Annotated in this window: 17 protein-coding genes; 8 read left to right on the forward strand and 9 right to left on the reverse strand. The window is 71.3% G+C overall.

Annotated elements, in window-relative coordinates:
• Window positions 1-140 precede the first annotated feature (140 nt).
• Window positions 141-2,249 carry a helix-turn-helix transcriptional regulator gene (locus tag ACZ7CD_RS36050; RefSeq protein ID WP_470380655.1) on the forward strand — a complete coding sequence of 703 codons (2,109 nt, stop codon included), beginning with the start codon at window positions 141-143 and terminating at the stop codon, window positions 2,247-2,249.
• Between the two features lie 3 nt (window positions 2,250-2,252).
• Here the strand turns inward: ACZ7CD_RS36050 and ACZ7CD_RS36055 are convergent, their stop codons facing one another.
• The 4 genes from ACZ7CD_RS36055 to ACZ7CD_RS36070 are packed head-to-tail and all read right to left on the reverse strand — an operon-like array spanning window position 2,253 to window position 5,874.
• Window positions 2,253-2,813 carry a response regulator transcription factor gene (locus tag ACZ7CD_RS36055; RefSeq protein WP_360399102.1) on the reverse strand — a complete coding sequence of 187 codons (561 nt, stop codon included), beginning with the start codon at window positions 2,811-2,813 and terminating at the stop codon, window positions 2,253-2,255.
• Window positions 2,814-2,824: 11 nt separating this feature from the next.
• Window positions 2,825-3,550, reverse strand: a complete 726-nt coding sequence (locus ACZ7CD_RS36060; RefSeq protein WP_360399099.1) for a MaoC/PaaZ C-terminal domain-containing protein — start codon at window positions 3,548-3,550, stop codon at window positions 2,825-2,827.
• A complete protein-coding gene (locus ACZ7CD_RS36065; RefSeq protein ID WP_360399096.1) occupies window positions 3,550-4,719 on the reverse strand; it encodes an acyl-CoA dehydrogenase family protein in 1,170 nt (389 codons plus the stop codon). Before ACZ7CD_RS36065 ends, ACZ7CD_RS36060 begins: the two co-directional genes overlap by 1 nt.
• A 9-nt stretch (window positions 4,720-4,728) precedes the next feature.
• Complete coding sequence (locus ACZ7CD_RS36070) at window positions 4,729-5,874, reverse strand: acyl-CoA dehydrogenase family protein (protein ID WP_470380656.1); 1,146 nt, start codon at window positions 5,872-5,874, stop codon at window positions 4,729-4,731.
• Between the two features lie 40 nt (window positions 5,875-5,914).
• On the opposite strand from ACZ7CD_RS36070, the gene ACZ7CD_RS36075 reads away from it, so the two are divergent.
• The 3 genes from ACZ7CD_RS36075 to ACZ7CD_RS36085 all read left to right on the forward strand — a co-directional run bounded on the left by ACZ7CD_RS36075 (window position 5,915) and on the right by ACZ7CD_RS36085 (window position 8,114).
• Window positions 5,915-6,517, forward strand: coding sequence for a TetR family transcriptional regulator (locus ACZ7CD_RS36075; RefSeq protein ID WP_360399090.1), 603 nt, complete (start codon window positions 5,915-5,917; stop codon window positions 6,515-6,517).
• Between the two features lie 9 nt (window positions 6,518-6,526).
• Window positions 6,527-7,531, forward strand: coding sequence for a non-homologous end-joining DNA ligase (ligD, locus tag ACZ7CD_RS36080; RefSeq protein WP_470380657.1), 1,005 nt, complete (start codon window positions 6,527-6,529; stop codon window positions 7,529-7,531).
• A 325-nt stretch (window positions 7,532-7,856) separates the two neighbouring features.
• Entirely contained in the window at window positions 7,857-8,114 is a 258-nt protein-coding gene (locus ACZ7CD_RS36085; protein WP_470380658.1) for a hypothetical protein, read from the forward strand.
• Between the two features lie 503 nt (window positions 8,115-8,617).
• Here the strand turns inward: ACZ7CD_RS36085 and ACZ7CD_RS36090 are convergent.
• Complete coding sequence (locus tag ACZ7CD_RS36090; protein ID WP_470380659.1) at window positions 8,618-9,676, reverse strand: DUF3800 domain-containing protein; 1,059 nt, start codon at window positions 9,674-9,676, stop codon at window positions 8,618-8,620.
• 758 nt (window positions 9,677-10,434) lie between these two features.
• A complete protein-coding gene (locus ACZ7CD_RS36095) occupies window positions 10,435-11,160 on the reverse strand; it encodes a hypothetical protein (protein ID WP_470380660.1) in 726 nt (241 codons plus the stop codon).
• 148 nt (window positions 11,161-11,308) lie between these two features.
• On the opposite strand from ACZ7CD_RS36095, the gene ACZ7CD_RS36100 reads away from it, so the two are divergent.
• Together ACZ7CD_RS36100 and ACZ7CD_RS36105 are read left to right on the forward strand one after the other, a co-directional pair.
• Window positions 11,309-11,551, forward strand: a complete 243-nt coding sequence (locus ACZ7CD_RS36100) for a hypothetical protein (RefSeq protein WP_360399081.1) — start codon at window positions 11,309-11,311, stop codon at window positions 11,549-11,551.
• 116 nt (window positions 11,552-11,667) lie between these two features.
• A complete protein-coding gene (locus ACZ7CD_RS36105) occupies window positions 11,668-12,372 on the forward strand; it encodes a DUF6319 family protein (RefSeq protein ID WP_360399078.1) in 705 nt (234 codons plus the stop codon).
• A 267-nt stretch (window positions 12,373-12,639) separates the two neighbouring features.
• On the opposite strand, the gene ACZ7CD_RS36110 is transcribed toward ACZ7CD_RS36105, so the two are convergent.
• Window positions 12,640-14,172 (reverse strand): alpha/beta hydrolase, encoded by a 1,533-nt coding sequence (locus ACZ7CD_RS36110; protein WP_360399075.1) that lies wholly within the window; start codon window positions 14,170-14,172, stop codon window positions 12,640-12,642.
• A gap of 137 nt (window positions 14,173-14,309) precedes the next feature.
• On the opposite strand from ACZ7CD_RS36110, the gene ACZ7CD_RS36115 reads away from it, so the two are divergent.
• Entirely contained in the window at window positions 14,310-15,179 is an 870-nt protein-coding gene (locus tag ACZ7CD_RS36115; RefSeq protein ID WP_470380661.1) for an EamA family transporter, read from the forward strand.
• On the opposite strand, the gene ACZ7CD_RS36120 is transcribed toward ACZ7CD_RS36115, so the two are convergent.
• On the reverse strand, window positions 15,176-16,240 hold the full coding sequence (locus ACZ7CD_RS36120) for an ATP-dependent DNA ligase (RefSeq protein WP_360399069.1): 1,065 nt from the start codon (window positions 16,238-16,240) through the stop codon (window positions 15,176-15,178). The genes ACZ7CD_RS36115 and ACZ7CD_RS36120 overlap by 4 nt on opposite strands.
• An 18-nt stretch (window positions 16,241-16,258) precedes the next feature.
• Window positions 16,259-16,942: a pyrimidine reductase family protein gene (locus ACZ7CD_RS36125; protein ID WP_470380662.1), complete on the reverse strand. Its 684-nt coding sequence runs from the start codon at window positions 16,940-16,942 to the stop codon at window positions 16,259-16,261.
• 67 nt (window positions 16,943-17,009) lie between these two features.
• On the opposite strand from ACZ7CD_RS36125, the gene zapE reads away from it, so the two are divergent.
• Window positions 17,010-17,996: a cell division protein ZapE gene (gene zapE / locus ACZ7CD_RS36130; RefSeq protein ID WP_470368845.1), complete on the forward strand. Its 987-nt coding sequence runs from the start codon at window positions 17,010-17,012 to the stop codon at window positions 17,994-17,996.
• The last annotated feature ends 30 nt before the right edge of the window (window positions 17,997-18,026 follow it).

Raw genomic sequence — 18,026 nt, forward strand, 5'->3', positions numbered from 1 at the left:
CGGCTTTCCGACGTGCGACGGCGGCGCTGTGGCCCTCGTCCCAGCCGGTGCGCGGCGGCGGGACTTCTGCCGGTCGTTCTGCATGGTCCTTCCGCTGACGAGGCGATTTCCTGGAATCCGTCCCAGAAAGGACGGGTGACATGAGTGCCCCTTCTGCCCGCCGCCCGCGACCGGCCGGTGCGGTGCCGGGTCAAGTGGCCGGCCGGCTCGTCGGCCGCGAACGGGAGGTCGCCGCGCTGGCCGAGGCGCTCGGTGCCGGGCGGTCGTGCGTGGTGCACGGCGCCGTCGGCACGGGCAAGAGCGCGCTGCTGGCCGTCGCGTCGTCGATCGCGGTGCGCAGCGGGCTGACACCGGTGCGGGCGTGGCCCGGTGCCGACCGGCGCGCGGTGCTGGTGGTCGACGACGCCGACCAGCTGCCCGCGGAGCAGCTCCAGCGGCTCGCGCGGTTCCGCGGACCGGTGCTGGTGGCCGGCGACCTCGACCCGGACGCGGTGCCGGTCCTGCTGCCGGACGCGGAACGGGTGGCGGTGCGGCCGGTCGGTGCCGAGGCGGTGGCCGAGCTGGTGCGCCGCCGGGCAGGTGCCGAGGTGCCGCCGGAGGTGACCCGGCTGTTCCTGCGCTTCAGCGGCGGTGCGGCCGGCGTGCTGAGCGACGCGCTGGACCTGGTGGCTGAGGGAGGTCTCACGGCAGCGTGCCTGCGCGACACGCTGCCGTCGCTGCGGCTGCCGCGGTTGCTGCGCGCCGTGCGGCGGCGCTGGGACTCCCTCGACGCCGGGGCGGTGGCCGTCGGCCGCGCGCTCGCCGTGCTCGGGGAGACGTCGCTGGACGTGCTGTGCGAGGTGGCCGGGACGCCGTCGCTGGAGGCCCTGGCGGCGTTCGAACGGCTGGTGGACGCACGGGTCGCCGCCGACGGGCCGATGCGGGTCTGCTCGCCCGCCCTGGGGCACGCGGTCCGGCACGAGATGGCGCCACGGGACCGCGAACGGCTGCACCGCACCGCGGCCCGCGTGCTGCACCGGCGCCGTGACACCGCGACCGCTGTGGCCGGGCACGTCGTGGCGTGCGCGGAACCCGTCGCGCAGCCGTGGGTGGCACCGGTGCTGTCGGCGGCGGCCCGGCTGCACCGGGCGGCGGGACGGGCCGGGGACGCGGCGCGGTGCCTGCGCGCGGCGGTGCGCGAGCCGATGGACGACCGGGTCGCGGCCGAGGTGGCGGACGGCCTGGCGGAGCTGCACCTGCGCTGCGGTGTCGCGCCCAGGGCAGGTGAGCTCGGCCGGCTCGCGGGCGGGGACCGGCTCGGTGCCGTGGTGCTCGACTGGCAGTGCGACGAGGAGCTGCTCGGGCTGGAGCTCGGACCGGTCGCGAGCGCCGTCAGCGCGGCGCACGCCGGTGCGGCCGACCGGAGCGGCGGGCCGGCGTTGCGGGCGTTCTGGCTCAGCCTGCGCGGGGACTGCGCCGAGCTCGCCGAGCAGGTGCTGGGCGCGGTCGCGGACGGTGCCGGCGACGCGGTGCCGGACCTGGTGTTCGCCGGACTCGCGTTGCTGCACAGCACGTCCGACTACGCGGCCGTGCTGCTGGAGCTCGTACCGCGGCTGCGGGCGCGGCTGGTCGGTGCCGAGGACGACTGGCTGGTGGCGCTGGAGGCGTGGGCGCACCGGGCGAACGGCGACCACGCCGCGGTGTCCCGGCTGGTGCGGGAGCTGACGGCGCGGACCTCGCCCGCCCGGGGCTGTGCGGCGCTGGGAGCGGCGGCGTTCGTGGCGTCCGCTGTGGACGGTGGCGTGCCGGACGAGGCTGCGGAACTGCTGGGGCGCCTGGGTTACGCGGGCACGCTGCCGCCGGCGTGGGTGTGCACGACGCTGCTGCACCACCGCGGCCGCATGCACCTGGAGCTGGGCTCACCGCGGGCGGCGCTGGCCGACGCGACCGAGTGCGGCGAGCGGCTCGCGCTGTGGCGCGCGGACAACCCGGCGATCGCGCCGTGGCGGCTGGTCGCGGCAGCGGCGAAGGCACGGCTCGGCGCGAGGGCCACCGCGCGGGAACCGGTCCGGCGGATCGGGGCGGCGTGGGGCCGGTTGACGCCGCACGAGTCGCGCATCGTCCGGCTGGCGCTCGCCGGCGAGACGAACCGGGCCATCGCCACCCGGTTCGGCGTCACGCAACGGGCGGTCGAGCTGCACCTCACCCGCGTCTACCGCAAGACCGGCATCAGCCGGCGGGTGCAGCTCTCCGCGGTGTTCGGCGACTGAGCCTCACAGCAGGCCGGAGCGGATCGCCCACGCCACCGCGTGCACCCGGTTGCGCAGCCCGAACCGCTCCAGCACCTGGTGCAGCGCGTACTTCACGGTCCGCTCCGAGCAGAACAGCCGCTGCGCGACCTCCGCGACGGTGGCGCCCTCGGCGAGCAGCCGCAGCAGCTGCACGTCGCGGTCGCTCAGCACCGACCCGGCCCCGGTGACGGGCTGCCCGCCGAGCAGCAGCTTCTCCAGCCGTTCGGTGGTGACGTCGGCGCGGCGCACCGGCACCGGGAGCCCGGCCTGCGCGGCGATCGACGGCGTGAGGTCGTGCAGCCGTGCGGCGATGACGACGACACGGGGTGCCGCGATGGCCTTGAGCCGTGCGGCCTGTTGCGCGCACAGCTCGTTCACCACGGCCAGCAGCACGTGCGCGTCGGCGCGGTCGGACACCACCCGCACCCGAGGGGAGCTCTTCAGCAGGTGCGCCACCCCTGCGGCGCTGATCAGGTCACGGGAGTCGACGGCGACGCGGACCGGTTCGATCCCGGCGTCCACGAGGGCGAGGGCGGAACTCATGCCCCGATGGTTCACCGGTCCGGTGTGCGTCCACTTCGGAAAACCGAACCGATCAGCACCTGCCGCCCGGCCACCGACGTGCGGAACTCGCCAGTGGGCCAGTGCTCGACCCGCAGCTCGTCACCGGGCAGCACCGGGGCGGTGAACCGCGCGTGCAGCTCGGTGAACTCCCTGCCGCGCACGGTGATCCCGAGCGTGCACAGGCCGTGCAGAACAGGACGGTCGAACCCGGCCGCCCGCGCGAACTCCCGGTCGTGGTGCATCGGGTTGACGTCACCGGTCTCGCGGTAGCGCAGCGCCTGGTCGGCGGTGGTGCGGACGACGGTCACCTCCGGTTCGGCGGCCGGCACCGCGAACTCGCGGGTCGTGCCCCGCGCACCGCCGAAGCCGCCCTCACCCTTGACGAAGCACGACGAGCGGGTGGACGCGTACTCCGACTCCCAGGTGCTCACCACGAGCGCGCCGGAGCCCTTGTCGAGGATGTCCGTGACGGTCTTCGTGACGACCGTCGAACCCTCGCGCGGCAACGGCCCGTGCAGCCACAGCGACTGCTCGGCGTGCAGCACGCGTGTCATGTCGGCGCCGGTCAGGCCGAGCTGCGGGCCGCCGTGCTGCAGCAGCGGGATGGCGAACGCGGGGGAGAACCCGCCGACCGCGGCCGCGTACACCTCGGCGTCGCCGGACGACCAGGTGCGGACCTGTCGTTCGACGACACCGAGAATGCCGTGGTCGAGCATTACCCGAGGGTGCCGCGGACGTTCGCGTGGCCCTTGAGCAGGTTGCGGGCGATCGTGCGGCGCTGGATCTCGTCGGTGCCCTCGTAGATGCGCAGCAGCCGCAGCTCGCGGTACCAGCGCTCGATCGGCAGCTCGCGGGTGTAGCCCATGCCGCCGTGGATCTGCAGCACGCGGTCGACGATCTCGTTGGCCTTGATGCCGCCGTAGAGCTTCGCGATGGACTGCGCCTGCCGCGAGTCCTGCTTCTGGTCCACGAGCCACGCCGCGTGCAGCACGAGCCAGCGCAGCGCCTCGATCTCGACCGCGGAGTCCGCGATCATCCACTGGATGGCCTGGTACTCGGCGATCGGCTGGCCGAACGTGACGCGGTTCTTCGCCTGCTCCACCGCCATCTCGACCAGCCGCTCGACGCTGCCCAGCGCGCGGGCGGGCAGCAGGTAGCGGCCCTGGCCGATCCACTGCATGGCGAGGTGGAAGCCCTTGCCCTCCTCGCCGAGGATGTTCTCGTGCGGCACGCGCACGTTGTCGAACACCAGCGCGGCCGGGCCCCACTGGCCCATGGTCGGGATGGGCTCTGACTTCCAGCCCATGTCGCGGTCGACGAGGAAGCAGGTGACGCCGCCGTCGGCGCCCTTCTCCCTGTCCGTCACGGCGAACACCATCACGAAGTCGGCCTCGTTGCCCTGCGTGATGAAGGTCTTCTCACCGTTGATGACCCACTCGTCGCCGTCGCGGACGGCGGAGGTGCGGATGGCCTTGGCGTCGCTGCCGGCACCGGGCTCGGTGATCGCGAAGCACGAGACGCGCTCGCCGGAGATCGTCGGCAGCAGGTAGCGCTGCTTCTGCTCCTCGTTGCCGTGGAACAGGATGTTGTCCGCGTAGCCGCCGAAGCGGAACGGCACGAAGCTGCGGCCCAGCTCGGCCTCGACGAGCGCGGTCATCAGCGCGCCCAGGCCCATGCCGCCGTACTCCTGCGGCGTCAGCACGCCGAAGAAGCCCGCCGCCTTCGCCTTGTCCTGCAACGCCTTCAGCTCGTCCTTGGGCAGGCCGGGCTGTCCGGCGCGCTCCCGGCGCAGCACCTCCGGCTCCAGCGGGACGATCTCCTTGCGCACGAAGGTCCGCACCCAGTCGCGGATCTCCTTCTGCTCGGCGTCGAGCGTGAAGTCCATTTCTCTCCCTTAGACGAACGCGTTGATGCCGGTCAGCGCCCGGCCGATGAGCAGTTTCTGGATCTGGCTGGTGCCCTCGTAGAGGGTGGTGACGCGGGCGTCGCGCAGGAACTTGCCCACCGGGTACTCGTCGATGTAGCCGTAGCCGCCGAACACCTGGATCGCGTTGTTCGCGACCTTGACCGCGGCCTCGCTGGCGTAGAGCTTGGCCATGGACGCCGCGGTGCTCAGGGGCAGGCCCCGGTCGGCGAGGTCGGCGGCCCGCCAGGTGAGCAGCCGGGCGGCCTCGGTCTCCACGGCCATGTCGGCGAGCAGCTCCTGCACGAGCTGGAAGCCCGCGATGGGCTTGCCGAACTGCTCGCGTTCCCCGGCGTAGCGGAGAGCGGCGTCGAGCGCACCCTGGGCGGCACCGACGCAGCCCGCCGCGACGGACATGCGGCCCTTGTCGAGCGCGCCCATCGCGAGCTTGAAGCCCTCCTCGCTGAGCAGGGCGTCCGCGCCGACGTGCACCCCCTGCAGGGTGATCTCGGCGGTGGCCTGGCCGCGCATGCCGAGCTTGCCCTTGACCTCGGTGGCGGTGAACCCCTCGGTCGCGGTGGGGACGAGGAACGCGCTGACGCCCTTCGGCCCCGGTCCGCCGGTGCGGGCGAACACCAGGGCGACGTCGGCCCACGTGCCGTTGGTGATGAAGACCTTGCTGCCGTCGAGCACCCAGCCGTCACTGGACCTGGTGGCCCTGGTGGCGAGGCTGCCCGCGTCGCTGCCGGTGCCGGGTTCGGTGAGCGCGAAGCAGCCGACCAGCTCGCCGCTGGTCAGACCGGGCAGCCAGCGCTGCTTCTGCTCCTCGGTGCCGTGCCGCGCGATCGACTTCGCGACCAGCCCGAGTGACACGGAGATGATCCCGCGCACCGCGCTGTCACCCCGGGCGACCTCCTCCAGGACCAGGCAGTACGCGAGGTTGTCACCGCCGGAGCCGCCGTGGGCCTCGTCGATCCCCAGCCCGAGGAAGCCGACCTCGCCGAGCTGCGGCACGAGCGCGCGGTCGATGGCCTCCTCGCGGTCCCACCGGGTCGCGTGCGGGACGATGCGCTCGTCCGTGAACCGCCGGGCCAGCTCCCTGAGCTGCCGGTGTTCGTCAGAAAGCGTCAAGTCCACAGGCCCTCCCGATAAACCGAACAGTGTTAGGTTAACTCACATGCCGCGGCCGAGCACCCCTCTGTTGAGCCCCGACCGGATCCGGTCGGTGGCACTGGCCATCATCGACCGCGACGGCCTCGACGGCCTGTCGATGCGCAGGCTGGCCGCGGAGCTCGGCGTGCAGGCCGCGTCGCTCTACGGGCACGTGAAGACCAAGGACGCCCTGCTCAACGACGTGGCCGCGGCGATCCTCGCCACGATCGACGTGTCCGGCTTCGCCTCGGGCGACTGGCGCGCCGGACTCGTCCAGTGCGCGCGCTCCTACCGCGAGGCGCTGGCGTCGCACCCGAACATCGTGCCGTTCCTGGCCTACGGCCCCGCCGGCCGCGAGGAGTCGCTCAAGCGCCTGGACGTGATGCACGGCGCCCTGGTCGACGCCGGCTGGTCCCGCCGCGAGGCCACGATGATCGCCGCGGGCGTCATGTACATCGTCTTCGGCTCCGCGCTCAGCTCGTTCTCCAGCGGCTTCTCCTCCGACCCCGCCGCCTACTCCGGCCGCTACCCGCACCTCGACCGCGCCCACCTGCTGCCCGGTGTGGCCCGCGAGCTGGACCGCGACAGCTTCGAGCTGGCGCTCGCGGCGTTCGTGCGGGGCCTCTAGTGTTTCGGCGTGGCTGCTGCGAAGTCGAAGGCGATCGAGCTCGAGGTCGGTGACCGGCTGGTGCGGGTGTCCAACCCGGACAAGCCGTACTTCCCGGCGCGAGGCATCACGAAGCTCCAAGTGGTGGAGTACTACCGCACGGTCGCGCCCGTGCTGCTGTCCGTCCTGCGCGACCGCCCGGTCGTCCTGAAGCGCTACGTCGACGGCGTGGAGGGCGAGGCGTTCTACCAGAAGCGCGTGCCCAAGGGCGCCCCCGACTACGTCGAGACGGTGACGGTGAGGTTCCCGTCCGGCCGCCCCGCCGACGAGATCTGCCCGACCTCGGAGGCCGTGGTCGTGTGGGCGGCGAACCTCGGCACGTTCGACTTCCACCCGTGGCCCGTCCGCCGCCCGCTGGTCGACCTGCCCGACGAGCTGCGCATCGACCTGGACCCGCAGCCCGGCACCGGCTTCCGCGACGCCGCACGGGTCGCCGGCGTGCTGCGCGAGGTGCTGGCCGACGCGGGCCTCACCGGTCACCCGAAGACGTCCGGCGGTCGTGGCATCCACGTGGCGGTGCGCATCCGGCCAGAGTGGGACTTCGTCGACGTCCGGCACGCGGTGATCGCGCTGGCCCGCGAGGTGGAGAAGCGGGCGCCGTCCCTGGCGACTTCGGCGTGGTGGAAGGAAGAACGCGGCGGGCGGGTGTTCATCGACTTCAACCAGGCCGCCCGCGACCGCACGATCGCGTCGGCCTGGTCGGTGCGCGGCACCCCGCGTGCCACCGTGTCGACGCCGGTGACGTGGGACGAGCTGTCCACTGTGGACCCGGACGACTTCGACGTGCTGACCGTGCCCTCCTACCTGGCCGAGCGCGGGGACCCGCACGCGGGGCTGGACTCGGAGGCGTTCGGGATCGAGACGCTGCTGGAGTGGTACGCGGCAGACCCGCGCGGGGAGATGCCGTACCCGCCGGACTACCCGAAGATGCCGGGCGAGCCGCTGCGGGTTCAGCCTTCTCGGAAGAAGCGCTAGAGCTGGGAAAACTCGTCAAACTCACGTGTTGTGCGATCCAGCGTGGCGTTGACTCCCCGGATGATCCAGGCGGATGGCTGAGCTTCTCGCGGACCTGGCCGCGTCCTTCTGTCGTGAGCTGCGCGCCGCGGCCAAGGCCGAGCGCACGATCACCATCCACGGGTAGGCGATCAGGTTCTTCGCGGACCGGTCGGAGCAGGGGCGCAGCCGTCCCGTTACCGACGCGTTGATGAAACACGCTCGACGCGTGGTTCGAGACGTTGCACGAGAAGCACAGCGCCCAGACCGTGCTGACGAGGTTCAAGGGCATGCGCAGGTTCATACGGTGGGCGCATCCGAAGGCGAGATCGCGGCGGATCCAATGTCCGGCATGGAGCAGCCGGTGGCTCCGTCGAAGCCCGTGCCGATCCTTACCGACGACGAGGTTGGCCAGCTGTTGAAGACGAGTTCCGACTCGTCCATTGTGGATCGTCGTGACAACGCGATCTTGCGCGTCCTGTTCGACTGCGGGTTGAGGATCTCCGAGTGCTCGGTTGATGGTCACCTGGCGGTTGGTACAGGTGGTCGGCCGCCGGTTCGGTGACTGGCAGATCAAGGACGCGTACAAGCCGCTGGCTCCGGACATTGACGTCGTGATCTTCGTGGACCTGAGAGCGAGGAGCCGACGTACTAACCGGTGCCGGGTGACTGATTCCGCCACGACCTCGCAGAGCGCTATGCGGCGTACATGGCGAAGGTGGGCGAACGGCGGCAGAGTCCTGACACTCACCACTACGCCGTTAAGGACTCCTATGTGGTGCACTGGCAGGGCCGGTAGGACGTGCTGATCGGGTAGCCAAACGGGCGGTCCCGCGGTACGGATCCGCACCGCGGGAACGCGTGCTCGCGGATCGCCCGGTACAGCGCGAACGGGGCGACGCGGAGGATGCGCGCGGCCTCGGACACAGTGTGGAACAGCGGCGCGTTGGTCGTGGTCGGCGTAGTACAGGGGTTGCATGCCCGGCCGGTCGTGAGAGCTTTCGCGACCGTATTCACCGGATCTTGTGGTGAGCGCCCCAAGGGAGACACTCGTCACGACGCATACTGCTACGAGTAGTCATCATCCATCGGGTACCCACCGTCCAGCAGTTGCCTTAGCGAGCTGTTATCCCGGTACTCCTCGCCCTCCAGATCCTCGGTCATCTCTCGTGGGGCAGCCTCCCAGCGGTTCCCCTCCTTGTGCACCGGCCGATCTGCATACCCCCACGGGTCGTCATCCGAGCCGAAGTAGCGGAACTCATCGACCCAAGGGGCTTCCCCGTCGAGGTCGCTAGCGTCCCATGGGTCGTCCTGGTTGTTCCACCAACTACTTGGAACCGAAAGGCCAGCCTCCTCGGGATCACCCGCCTTGACTGGAGGAGCCGCAACCGGAACAGTGGCGGCAGGGCGGTCGGCGACAAGGGAGCCAGGGGCTCGCTTCTCGGAACTTTCCGGGATAGTCGACCGCTGCTCACTTTTCTCCCATGCGCGGAAGCATGTTTTTATTAGCGGTCGCATCAATTCATAATGGTCGCAGCTGCCCTTGATGAATCGACGCTGAATGGTCCAAAGGGCGTAATCGGCAACCTGTAGTCCCCATGAGCTTGAACTGTCCCATGTGCATAGGGTGATGTTCAGCCACGGGTACTTGGCGCACACCCGCTCGATTGCCCTGCGGGCAGCAATTTTTTTGTTTCCCGTACCTAAAGTGGCGGCGACAATGTATACTTTGTCCCGCCTCTTCAGCACGTATCTTGCCTGGTACTGGAAGTGTGTGCGCCACGCTAGTTCGTAAAGGTACATGTCATCTTCGACGACCTTTTCTCGAATATCTGGGTTGACATTTTCCTTCAGCAGGAGGGTGGCGTCAATCCTGGGGGAATGCTTTTCGATTAACTCAAATACGCGTGCGCGAATTTTTGGTTGATCATTCTTGGCGTGCAAACCGCTCGGTAGGCGAACTCCCTCGGACTCTAGGGCGAATCGAAGCTGCATACCCTCCCAAACCTTGCGTCCGTGATCGCCGCGGAAGGTGGCTTGGCCAAGGCCGAAGTACTTGCTCGCACCCGCCTTCCCGGACATGTCGAAGTCGCCGGTCTCATCCAGGTACAGGTAGACCTCGCCCACGTGTCGCCCCTTGGTGTGCGTTCGCCTCATCGATAGCGGGTACATTAGGGGGTTACGGTGTGTCTCCGCTGCTGGGGTCCGCCGCCTGTGGGGAGCTCATGAATCACGGTCCCGTTCACCTTCGCAGAAGGGCTGGCGGTCACGCTCTCCGGCATGCGTAATGCCTGGTCAGATTGGCGATGCAGCCTTCCGATATCGAACGGTACCGGCGGTTGTCCACGTGGAGCTTTACCTAAAGTAGGTCGGGGGCCTGTCTAATAGGTCCGACATCGGCACTGTGCACCACGAGAGGCGTTCTCAACCGTGGTGATCGCTGATACGCCGAGCCAATCCGACTGCCCCCGATGGGGAACCCGGAGGTGGTACGCATGGACGCGGAAAGCGGCTCGCGACCCGAGCCGACCTGTCCGAGATCGGCGCACGGATGCGCCGATCCGCCGCCAACGCGACCTGTCCCTCGACGTCGCCGCCGGGCTGGCCGGCGTTCTGAAGGCGTACTTGTCGATGCTCCAGAACGGCCAGTGCCGGTTCGAGCGTCGCCGCCTGTTGGAGGGCATCGCCCACGCTCTCGGCTGCTCCGTCGCGCCTCGGGTTCGGCGCCCTTGATCCGCCGCGAGAGCGAGGCGCTCGGGCAGCTTCAGGTGGACTTGGCGGAGTTGCTCGGTGTGGGGAAGTCCGTGTTGTCCCGCCTGGAGAACGGCCACGCTGGCCAGTGCCGACGCCGTCTGAGGGGCGGGTTGGTCCTCAACCGCGGTGCACTACCGGGTTGCCGGGGGCGCCTGGAAGTCGGGCGGCAGGTGCAGCCAGGCGGTGGATTCGGCGTCCCAGCCGGTGAGGACGGCGGTGCCGTGCGGCGTCCTGACCGGGACGTGGTGCGCTGTGAGGAGGCCGGTCACGGTCAGGTGCACGGCATCGAGGTCTTCGGCGGCGCGACTCCAGCAGACCCGAGCGCGTCCCGCTGACGAGTGCGGGTAGCGGGTCACCAGCCGCCCGTAGTCGGAGGGCGAGCCGATGGTGAACAACCGGACGCCCGCCGGGTCGAAGGTGACGGTGGACAGCGGTCTCGTCCGGCCGAACTCCGCCCACTCTCCCCACTGCCACGTGCTGGTGCCGCCCGGCAGGAAGGACGAGGTCCACAGTGCTCCGACCGGTTTGTCGGTACCTGTGGGTTCATCGGCTACCTGGACCTCGTGCGGTGTCGCGTCCGTCGCGTACCGCGCCTGGGGCGACCGCAGTGAGGGATCGCCCAGGGGCCCGGTTGCCAGCCGCCGCAGCACGGCGGCTGCGACGTGGTCGAGCTCCGGAGCGGGCCGCGCGGTGAAGTCACGGCCGGAGTGCTGAAGGGATACGGCGAAGGCGATGTGCCGGTAAAGGTCGTCGTCGTTCAGGTCGGTCAGGTCGAGGTCGTCGAGGAAGTCGCGCAGCAGCAGGCACAGTTCGATGAGGACGGGGCTGCGGAGCTGGTCGGTGGGGCCATCGGCCATGAGCGGGCCTCGTGTTCCAGTGGGGTGCCTGACCTCCCGGACGGTAGTCCCGCCCAGGCAGCCGTCGCGGGCGCGCGAGCAGGGGTGACGCGCTGGCCGTCCGGTCGTCCGGCAGGTGGGCCAACCGGCTGTACCCGCTCTGGATCCGGTGGGTGACCTCGTAGACTGGGCGGAACGAGAGGAGGTCGCCATGGCCCAGCCCTACGTCGTCCGGTACGTCGGCGGTCCCCTCGACGGGCGCGTGGACTCGCTGCCCTCCGTGCCGGAGGAGCCGAAGCAGACGGTCACGTACGTGCACCTGCACGGCGGCCCCAAGATCGTGCACGTCTACGACCTCGCCTACGTGGTCGAGTACGGGTGCGAGTACCGGCTGCGCGCAGAAGAGGCGTGACCGGCCCGTTCGCCTGAGAGCGCTTTCACCGCACGGTTCCCGTGACTTGATCTTGCCGTCGACCCGGTGCTCAGAATTGTCAGGGGTGTAGGGCATGCTGGGGCACAGGTGTTCGAATGGCGGGAGGCAGCGCGATGGCGAAGAAGAGCGGGCTGTCGGCGGAGGACGTCGGCGACCTGCGCTCACAGCTCGACGGGGGCACTCAGCCGCTGGTGTGGTTCACGGCGGCCGCGGTGGGCATGGAGGCGGGGAGGTCGGCGAAGGTGCTCGCCTTCACCGACCCGGAGGAGGGCGACTTCATCCAGGTGCGGCCGACGGGGTCGAAGGACGAGATGTCGTTCGGCCCGTCCGAGCTGACGCTGGAGAAACCGCCGCCCCGCAAGAAGCCCGCCGCACCACCCGCCGCGCAGCCCGAGCCGCCGCGGGAGACTGTGGTCGAGTACCCCTACGTCCCGGAGGTGCCGGTGAAGCCCGCGGCCCCCAAGCCGAAACCCGCTCCCGCAGTCGAGGCGCCCCCGCCGCCGAAGCCCGCCCGCAAGCAGGGCGGTGCGAAGGCGGCGCCGGAGGTCACCATCACCCTGGTGAGCGCCGGTGAGGGCGAGTGGACCGTCGAGGTCATGCAGGGCGCGCGCAAGTCCGTGCGGCCGACGGCGGTCTCGCCGGCCGCCGTCGCGCAGGCCGCGAAGCTGCTCACGCCCGAGGTCGCCGAGATCGTCGAGGGCGTGCTGAACGCGGCGCGTGCCCAGCAGCTCGCCCGCGTGGAGCAGCTGCGCGCCGAACTGGAGGCAGCGCAGAAGGCGCTGGAGGACCTGGGCGCGTAACGCGGTCACCGGCTGCGACCGCACCGGTGGTGGTGTGGCCGCGTTCGGGTGAGGGGGCTTCCCAGGGCCGGTGGCGGGGCGGACCGTGGAACGCGCGGAGGTCCCGCTGGTCCGGCGTGAAAACGGGAGGCCCTGATGGGTACGTGTGGATGCTGTTCCGGGTGCACGGGGCCCGGCTGCGGCTGCTGTTCGAGCTGCTGACACCAGAACCGAGCAGGGGGAGCCTTCCCGACCGCGGAAGGCTCCCCCTGCTGCTGTCCTGCGGGATCAGGGCGGGCAGACCGTGCCGTTCGTCGGCACCTTCGCCTCGACCAGGTAGTCGCGCACCGCGGTGGTCGCACAGCCCGACACCCCGAGTGCCCCGTGCCCGCTGCCCTGCCAGCCGATCAGCACCGACCCCGGCAGCCGCTGCGCCGCGTGCTCGGTGCCCGAGGCGGGCGTGGCCGGGTCGTCGGCGGTGCTGAGCAGCACGATCGGCGGCGCGCTCTTGAGCGGGTCCACCTTCGCGAGCGACGGCACCGGGAACGGGCTGCAGTGCAGCAGCTGCCGGGCGAACAGCGTGCCGAACAGCGGGTGCTTGCCCTGCCAGTCCGTCGCCAGCGCCTTCACCCGGTCGGGTGGGATGCGGGTGGTGGTGTCGTTGCAGCCGATCACGAGGCCGGCGTCGAAGCGCGGCGGGTTCTCGTCGAGGTCGCCGACCAGCGGGTTGAGGAACGTGAACAGCGCGGTGCCGTCGCCCGCGCGGGCCTTCACGACCGCGTCGGCGAGCGCGGGCCAGCGGGAGCGGTCGCCCAGGCCGGACAGGATCGCGTTCAGCGCGGACCCGGCCGTCAGGTCCACGTACTCGCCGCGGATGCGGGTGGTGCGCAGCTGGGTGAGCAGGCCGTTCACGTCGTCGCGCGGCTTGGTGAGCGCGCAGCCGCGGGCCAGGCAGTCGCGGGCGAAGGCCTCGAACGTCGCCTCGGCGGCCGCCGCGCGGGACTCGAGGACACCGGCTTGGTCGAGCGTCGGGTCGGGGGCGCCGTCGAGCACGGTGCGGCCGATGCGGTTCGGGTAGCGCTGGGCGTAGGTCGTGACGACCCGCGAGCCCTCCCCGATGCCGAGCAGGTTCAGCCGGTCGGTGCCGAGGTGGTCGCGGAGCCGTTCGAGGTCGGCGGCCGCGCGCCACGAGTCGAACGCGGTCAGCCTGCCCTCCAGGTCGAGCACGCACTCCTGCGCCGCCTCACCGGCCGCGACCACCAGCTGGGACTGCTCGGGCTCGGCCGGGTCGTACTCGACGAGCGCCGCACGCGTCCCGGACGGCACGCAGGCCATGCCCTCGGACCGGCCGGTGCCGCGCCGGTCCACGCCGATGATCGTGTAGGTGGTGAGCAGGTCCTCCGGCAGCGCCGCCGCGAGCCGCGCGGCCTTCACCGTGCCGGACTCCCCGGCGGGGTCGCCGACCACGACCAGCGCGCTCTTGCCGGAGCCGACGCGGGTCAGCGAGACGCTGAGCGAACCGCGGCCGGGCCGTCCCGGCGGGTCGAGCACCACGCTCATCCGCGCGCACTCGTACTTCTGGTCGCCCTCGGGCACGTTCGTGCCGATCCGGTCGCGCATCTGCTCGCCGCACGGCGACCACGCGAGCGAGTCCGACCGGTAGTCCTCCAGCGGCGGAACGGGCTGCGGTCCCGCGAGCGCGCTCTGGTCGGCGGGCTGGTCGCCCTCGCCCCTGACCGCGATCACCGGCCGCAGCGACGGCCCGGCGCTGCACGCCGTCAGCACGCTCACTGCCAGCAGGACCAGGGCAGCGCGACGCACAGGTGTTCCTCACTTCCGTCCAACTCGGGCTCGGGTGGAGCCTCGCACGCGCCAGGTGTGAACAAGGTGAGTCAGGCCGTTCCCGGCCTGTGGGAAACCGCATCGGGTGCCGAAAGGACCTCCTGCACGATGGAGCGATGTCTCATGCGGACGGTCTGCCCGTCGCACGCCTGATGGGGGCGGTCCCGCCGCCGGCGCTCGTGCTGCTCGGCATCGTGAGCGTCCAGGTCGGAGCGGCCTTCGCGAAGCAGCTCTTCACGTCCGTCGGCGCGACCGGGACGGTGGCGGTGCGGCTCGTGCTCGCCGCCGCGGTGCTGCTGCTCATCTGGCGCCCGTCGCTGCGGGTGGACCGCCGCACGCTGCTGGTCGTCGCGAGCTACGGCGGTGTCCTGGCCGCGATGAACCTGACCTTCTACCAGGCGCTCGACCGCATCCCGCTCGGCGCGACGGTGACCATCGAGTTCCTCGGCCCGCTCGCGGTGGCGGTCGCCGGGTCGCGCCGCTGGCCCGACGGGGTGTGGGTCGTGCTGGCCGGGGGCGGCGTGCTGCTGCTCACCCGCGCGCAGGGCGGCCTCGACCTGGTCGGCGTGCTGTTCGCGCTGGCGGCGGCGGTGTGCTGGGCGGGCTACATCCTGATCGCGGCCAAGCTCGGCAGCCAGACCTCCGACGGCAAGGGGCTGGCGCTGGCGATGGTCGTCGGCGCGGTGATCGCGTTGCCGTTCGGCGCAGCGTCGGCGGGCACGGCGTTGCTGGACCCGTTCGTGCTGGTCGCGGGCTTGGCGGTGGCGTTGCTGTCGTCGGTCGTGCCGTACTCGCTGGAGCTGGAGGCGCTGCGCCGCATCCCGCCGCGGGTGTTCGGCATCCTGATGTCGCTGGAACCCGCGGTCGCCGCCGTGGCCGGGCTGGTCCTGCTCGGCGAGCACCTCGAACCGGCGCAGTGGGTGGCCGTGTGCTGCGTGGTCATCGCATCCGTGGGGGCCACGCGGTCGGCACGTCCCGAGGCCTAACGGGCCCGCAGCTCACCTTTCAGCACCGAGGCGACGTCGTAGCGCGCCGGGATCTCCAGCTGGTCGTACCGGCACGACAGCGGCTCGCGGTCCGGCCGCCAGCGCGCGAACTGGCCGTTGTGCCGCAACCGCACCGGCGCGTCGCCCTCGGTCTGCGTGTAGTGGATCTCCACGACCCGCTCCGGCCGCAGCGCCACGTACCCGGCCTGCTGCCCGCGCCACCGGTTGATCTCCCCCGGAATCCGCTGCCCCGGCCGCGGGGCCGCCCACGGGTGGTCGTCGGCGGTCGTGATCAACGGCGTCAGCTCGGCCGCCAGCTCACGGCGTTCGGCCGCCTTGAACGAGCCGCAGACACCGATGTGGTGCAGCACGTCGTTGTCGTCGTAGACGCCGAGCAGCATCGACCCGACGGCCGTGCCCGGCTCGGTGTCCTTGTGCCAACGCAGACCCGCCAGCACGACGTCGGCCGTGCGCGCGTGCTTCACCTTGATCATCGAACGCTTGCCGGGCGTGTACGGGCCGCTGGCGAGCTTGCCCATCACACCGTCCAAACCGGCGCCCTCGAACAGCGTGAACCACTGCCGAGCGGTCTCCACCGACGTCGTCGCCGGCGTCACGTTCAGGCCCGGCAGCTCCAGCAGCGCCGCCCGCCGGTCCACCGTCGCCGACTCCAGCAGCTCCCGTGAGCCCAGTGCGAGCAGGTCGAACGCCACGAACGTCGCCGGTGACGTCTCGGACAGCAGCGCCACCCGCGAGGCCGCCGGGTGGATGCGCTCGGACAACGCGTCGAAGTCCAGCTCGTCGTCGCGGGCCACGACGAGCTCGCCGTCGACGACCACGCGTTCGGGCAGCACCGCCAGCATCGACGCCACGACCTCGGGGAAGTAGCGGTTCAGCGGCTTGCCGCTGCGCGACTGCAGGACGACCTCGTCACCGCAGCGGAACACCACGCAGCGGAAGCCGTCCCACTTCGGTTCGAACAGCAGGTCGCCCGAGTCGGGGACGCCGTTCACCGCGGTGGCCAGCATCGGCTGCAGGGGAGGGGTCAGTGGCAGGTCCACGCGGCACATCCTGCACCGTCAGCGGGAGTCCCGCCGCCGGTACCGCAGCAACAGCACGTCGTCCGCCCGCAGCACCGACCGCAGCTCCAGGTCCGCGGGCACCCCGCCCGGCCCGTGCGCGATCCGCCCGGCGTCACCGGCCGCGAGCACCGGCGCCACCGTCAGGTTCAGCTCGTCGACCAGCCCGGCGGCGAGCATCGCGCCGAACAGCTTCGGCCCGCCCTCGAGGTTGATCCTGCGCAGCCCGCGCGCCGCCAGCTCCCGCACCGCCACCGCGAGGTCGACCTCCTCCTCGCCGGCGACGACCACGTCGGCGGGCAGCTCGGGCAGCTCCGCCCGCGCCGTCGTGACCACGATCGGCGGGACCGCCGTGTCGGTGAACAGCGGCAAGCCGGGGGTGAGCGAGCCGCGCGCCGTGACGACCGCGATCGGCAACGCCGGCGCGAGGCCCAGCCGTTCCCGCCGCGCCACGTCGGGCCGCGCACCCCGGTAGCCCTCGGCCAGCACCGTTCCCGCGCCCACCAGCACGACGTCCGCGAGGTCGCGCCCGAGCAGGTAGATCCGCTTGTCCGCGGGCGAGCCGAGCCCCGCCGAGCGCCCGTCGACCGTCACCGCACCGTCCACGCTGGACACGAAGTTCGCGGTCACCCACGTGCGGTCCGCCGGGTAGCCGTAGAGGTCCTCCAGCGCTGTGTCGGTCATCTCAACGCCCGGTGAGGGCCACAACATCTGCACTGGGCCATCCCATCACGCCGATAGGCTGCGGGGCATGCGCCTGTCCGACCGGGATCCCCAGATCGGGGCCGACGAACTGGTCGAGGGCCTGGTGCCCCCGCCCAGGTTCGACACCGTCAGCTTCGACAGCTACATCCCCAACCCGGACGAGCCCAGCCAGGCCGCCGCCGTCAAGGCCGGTCAGGAGTTCGCCGCGCGGGTGAACGCGCGCCGCAGGAAGTGGTCGCTGTTCGGCAGGTCCGAGGACGAGGGCAAGCTCGGCCTGTACCTCGACGGCGGCTTCGGCGTCGGCAAGACCCACCTGCTCGCCTCGCTGTGGCACGCCGTGCCCGGCCCCAAGGCGTACGGCACGTTCGTCGAGCTCACGAACCTCGTCGGCGTGCTGACGTTCCCCGAGGCGGTCAAGCGGCTGAGCGGGCACCGGCTGCTCGCCATCGACGAGTTCGAGCTCGACGACCCCGGCGACACCATGCTCGTCACCCGGCTCATCAAGGAGTTGATGGCGCAGGGCGTGCACATCGCCGCCACCTCCAACACGCTGCCGGACAAGCTCGGTGAGGGCCGGTTCGCCGCCGCCGACTTCCTGCGCGAGATCCAGTCGATGTCGGCGAAGTTCGACGTCGTGCGCGTCGACGGCCCCGACTACCGCCACCGCGGCCTGCCCGACGCACCGCCGCCGATGACCGACGACGAGCTCCAGGCGCGTGCCGAGCAGATGCCCGGCTCGACCCTCGACGACTTCGGCGACCTGCTCAAGGCCCTCGCCCGCATCCACCCGTCGAAGTACGGGCGGCTCGTCGACGGCGTCAGCACCGTGCACCTGCGCGGGGTCACCGCGGCGCCCGACCAGTCCGTCGCGTTGCGGCTGGTCGCGCTGGGGGACCGGCTCTACGACCGCGACATCCCGGTGGCGGTGTCCGGGCAGCCGCTGTCGGACCTCTTCACCGAGGAGATGCTGCGCGGCGGCTACCGCAAGAAGTACCTGCGGGCGGTGTCCAGGCTCGTGGCCCTGAGCCGGTGAAACTCGCCCGTTCGGCGAGTTTGAGTCCGG

Source organism: Lentzea sp. NPDC036949, assembly GCF_055608075.1.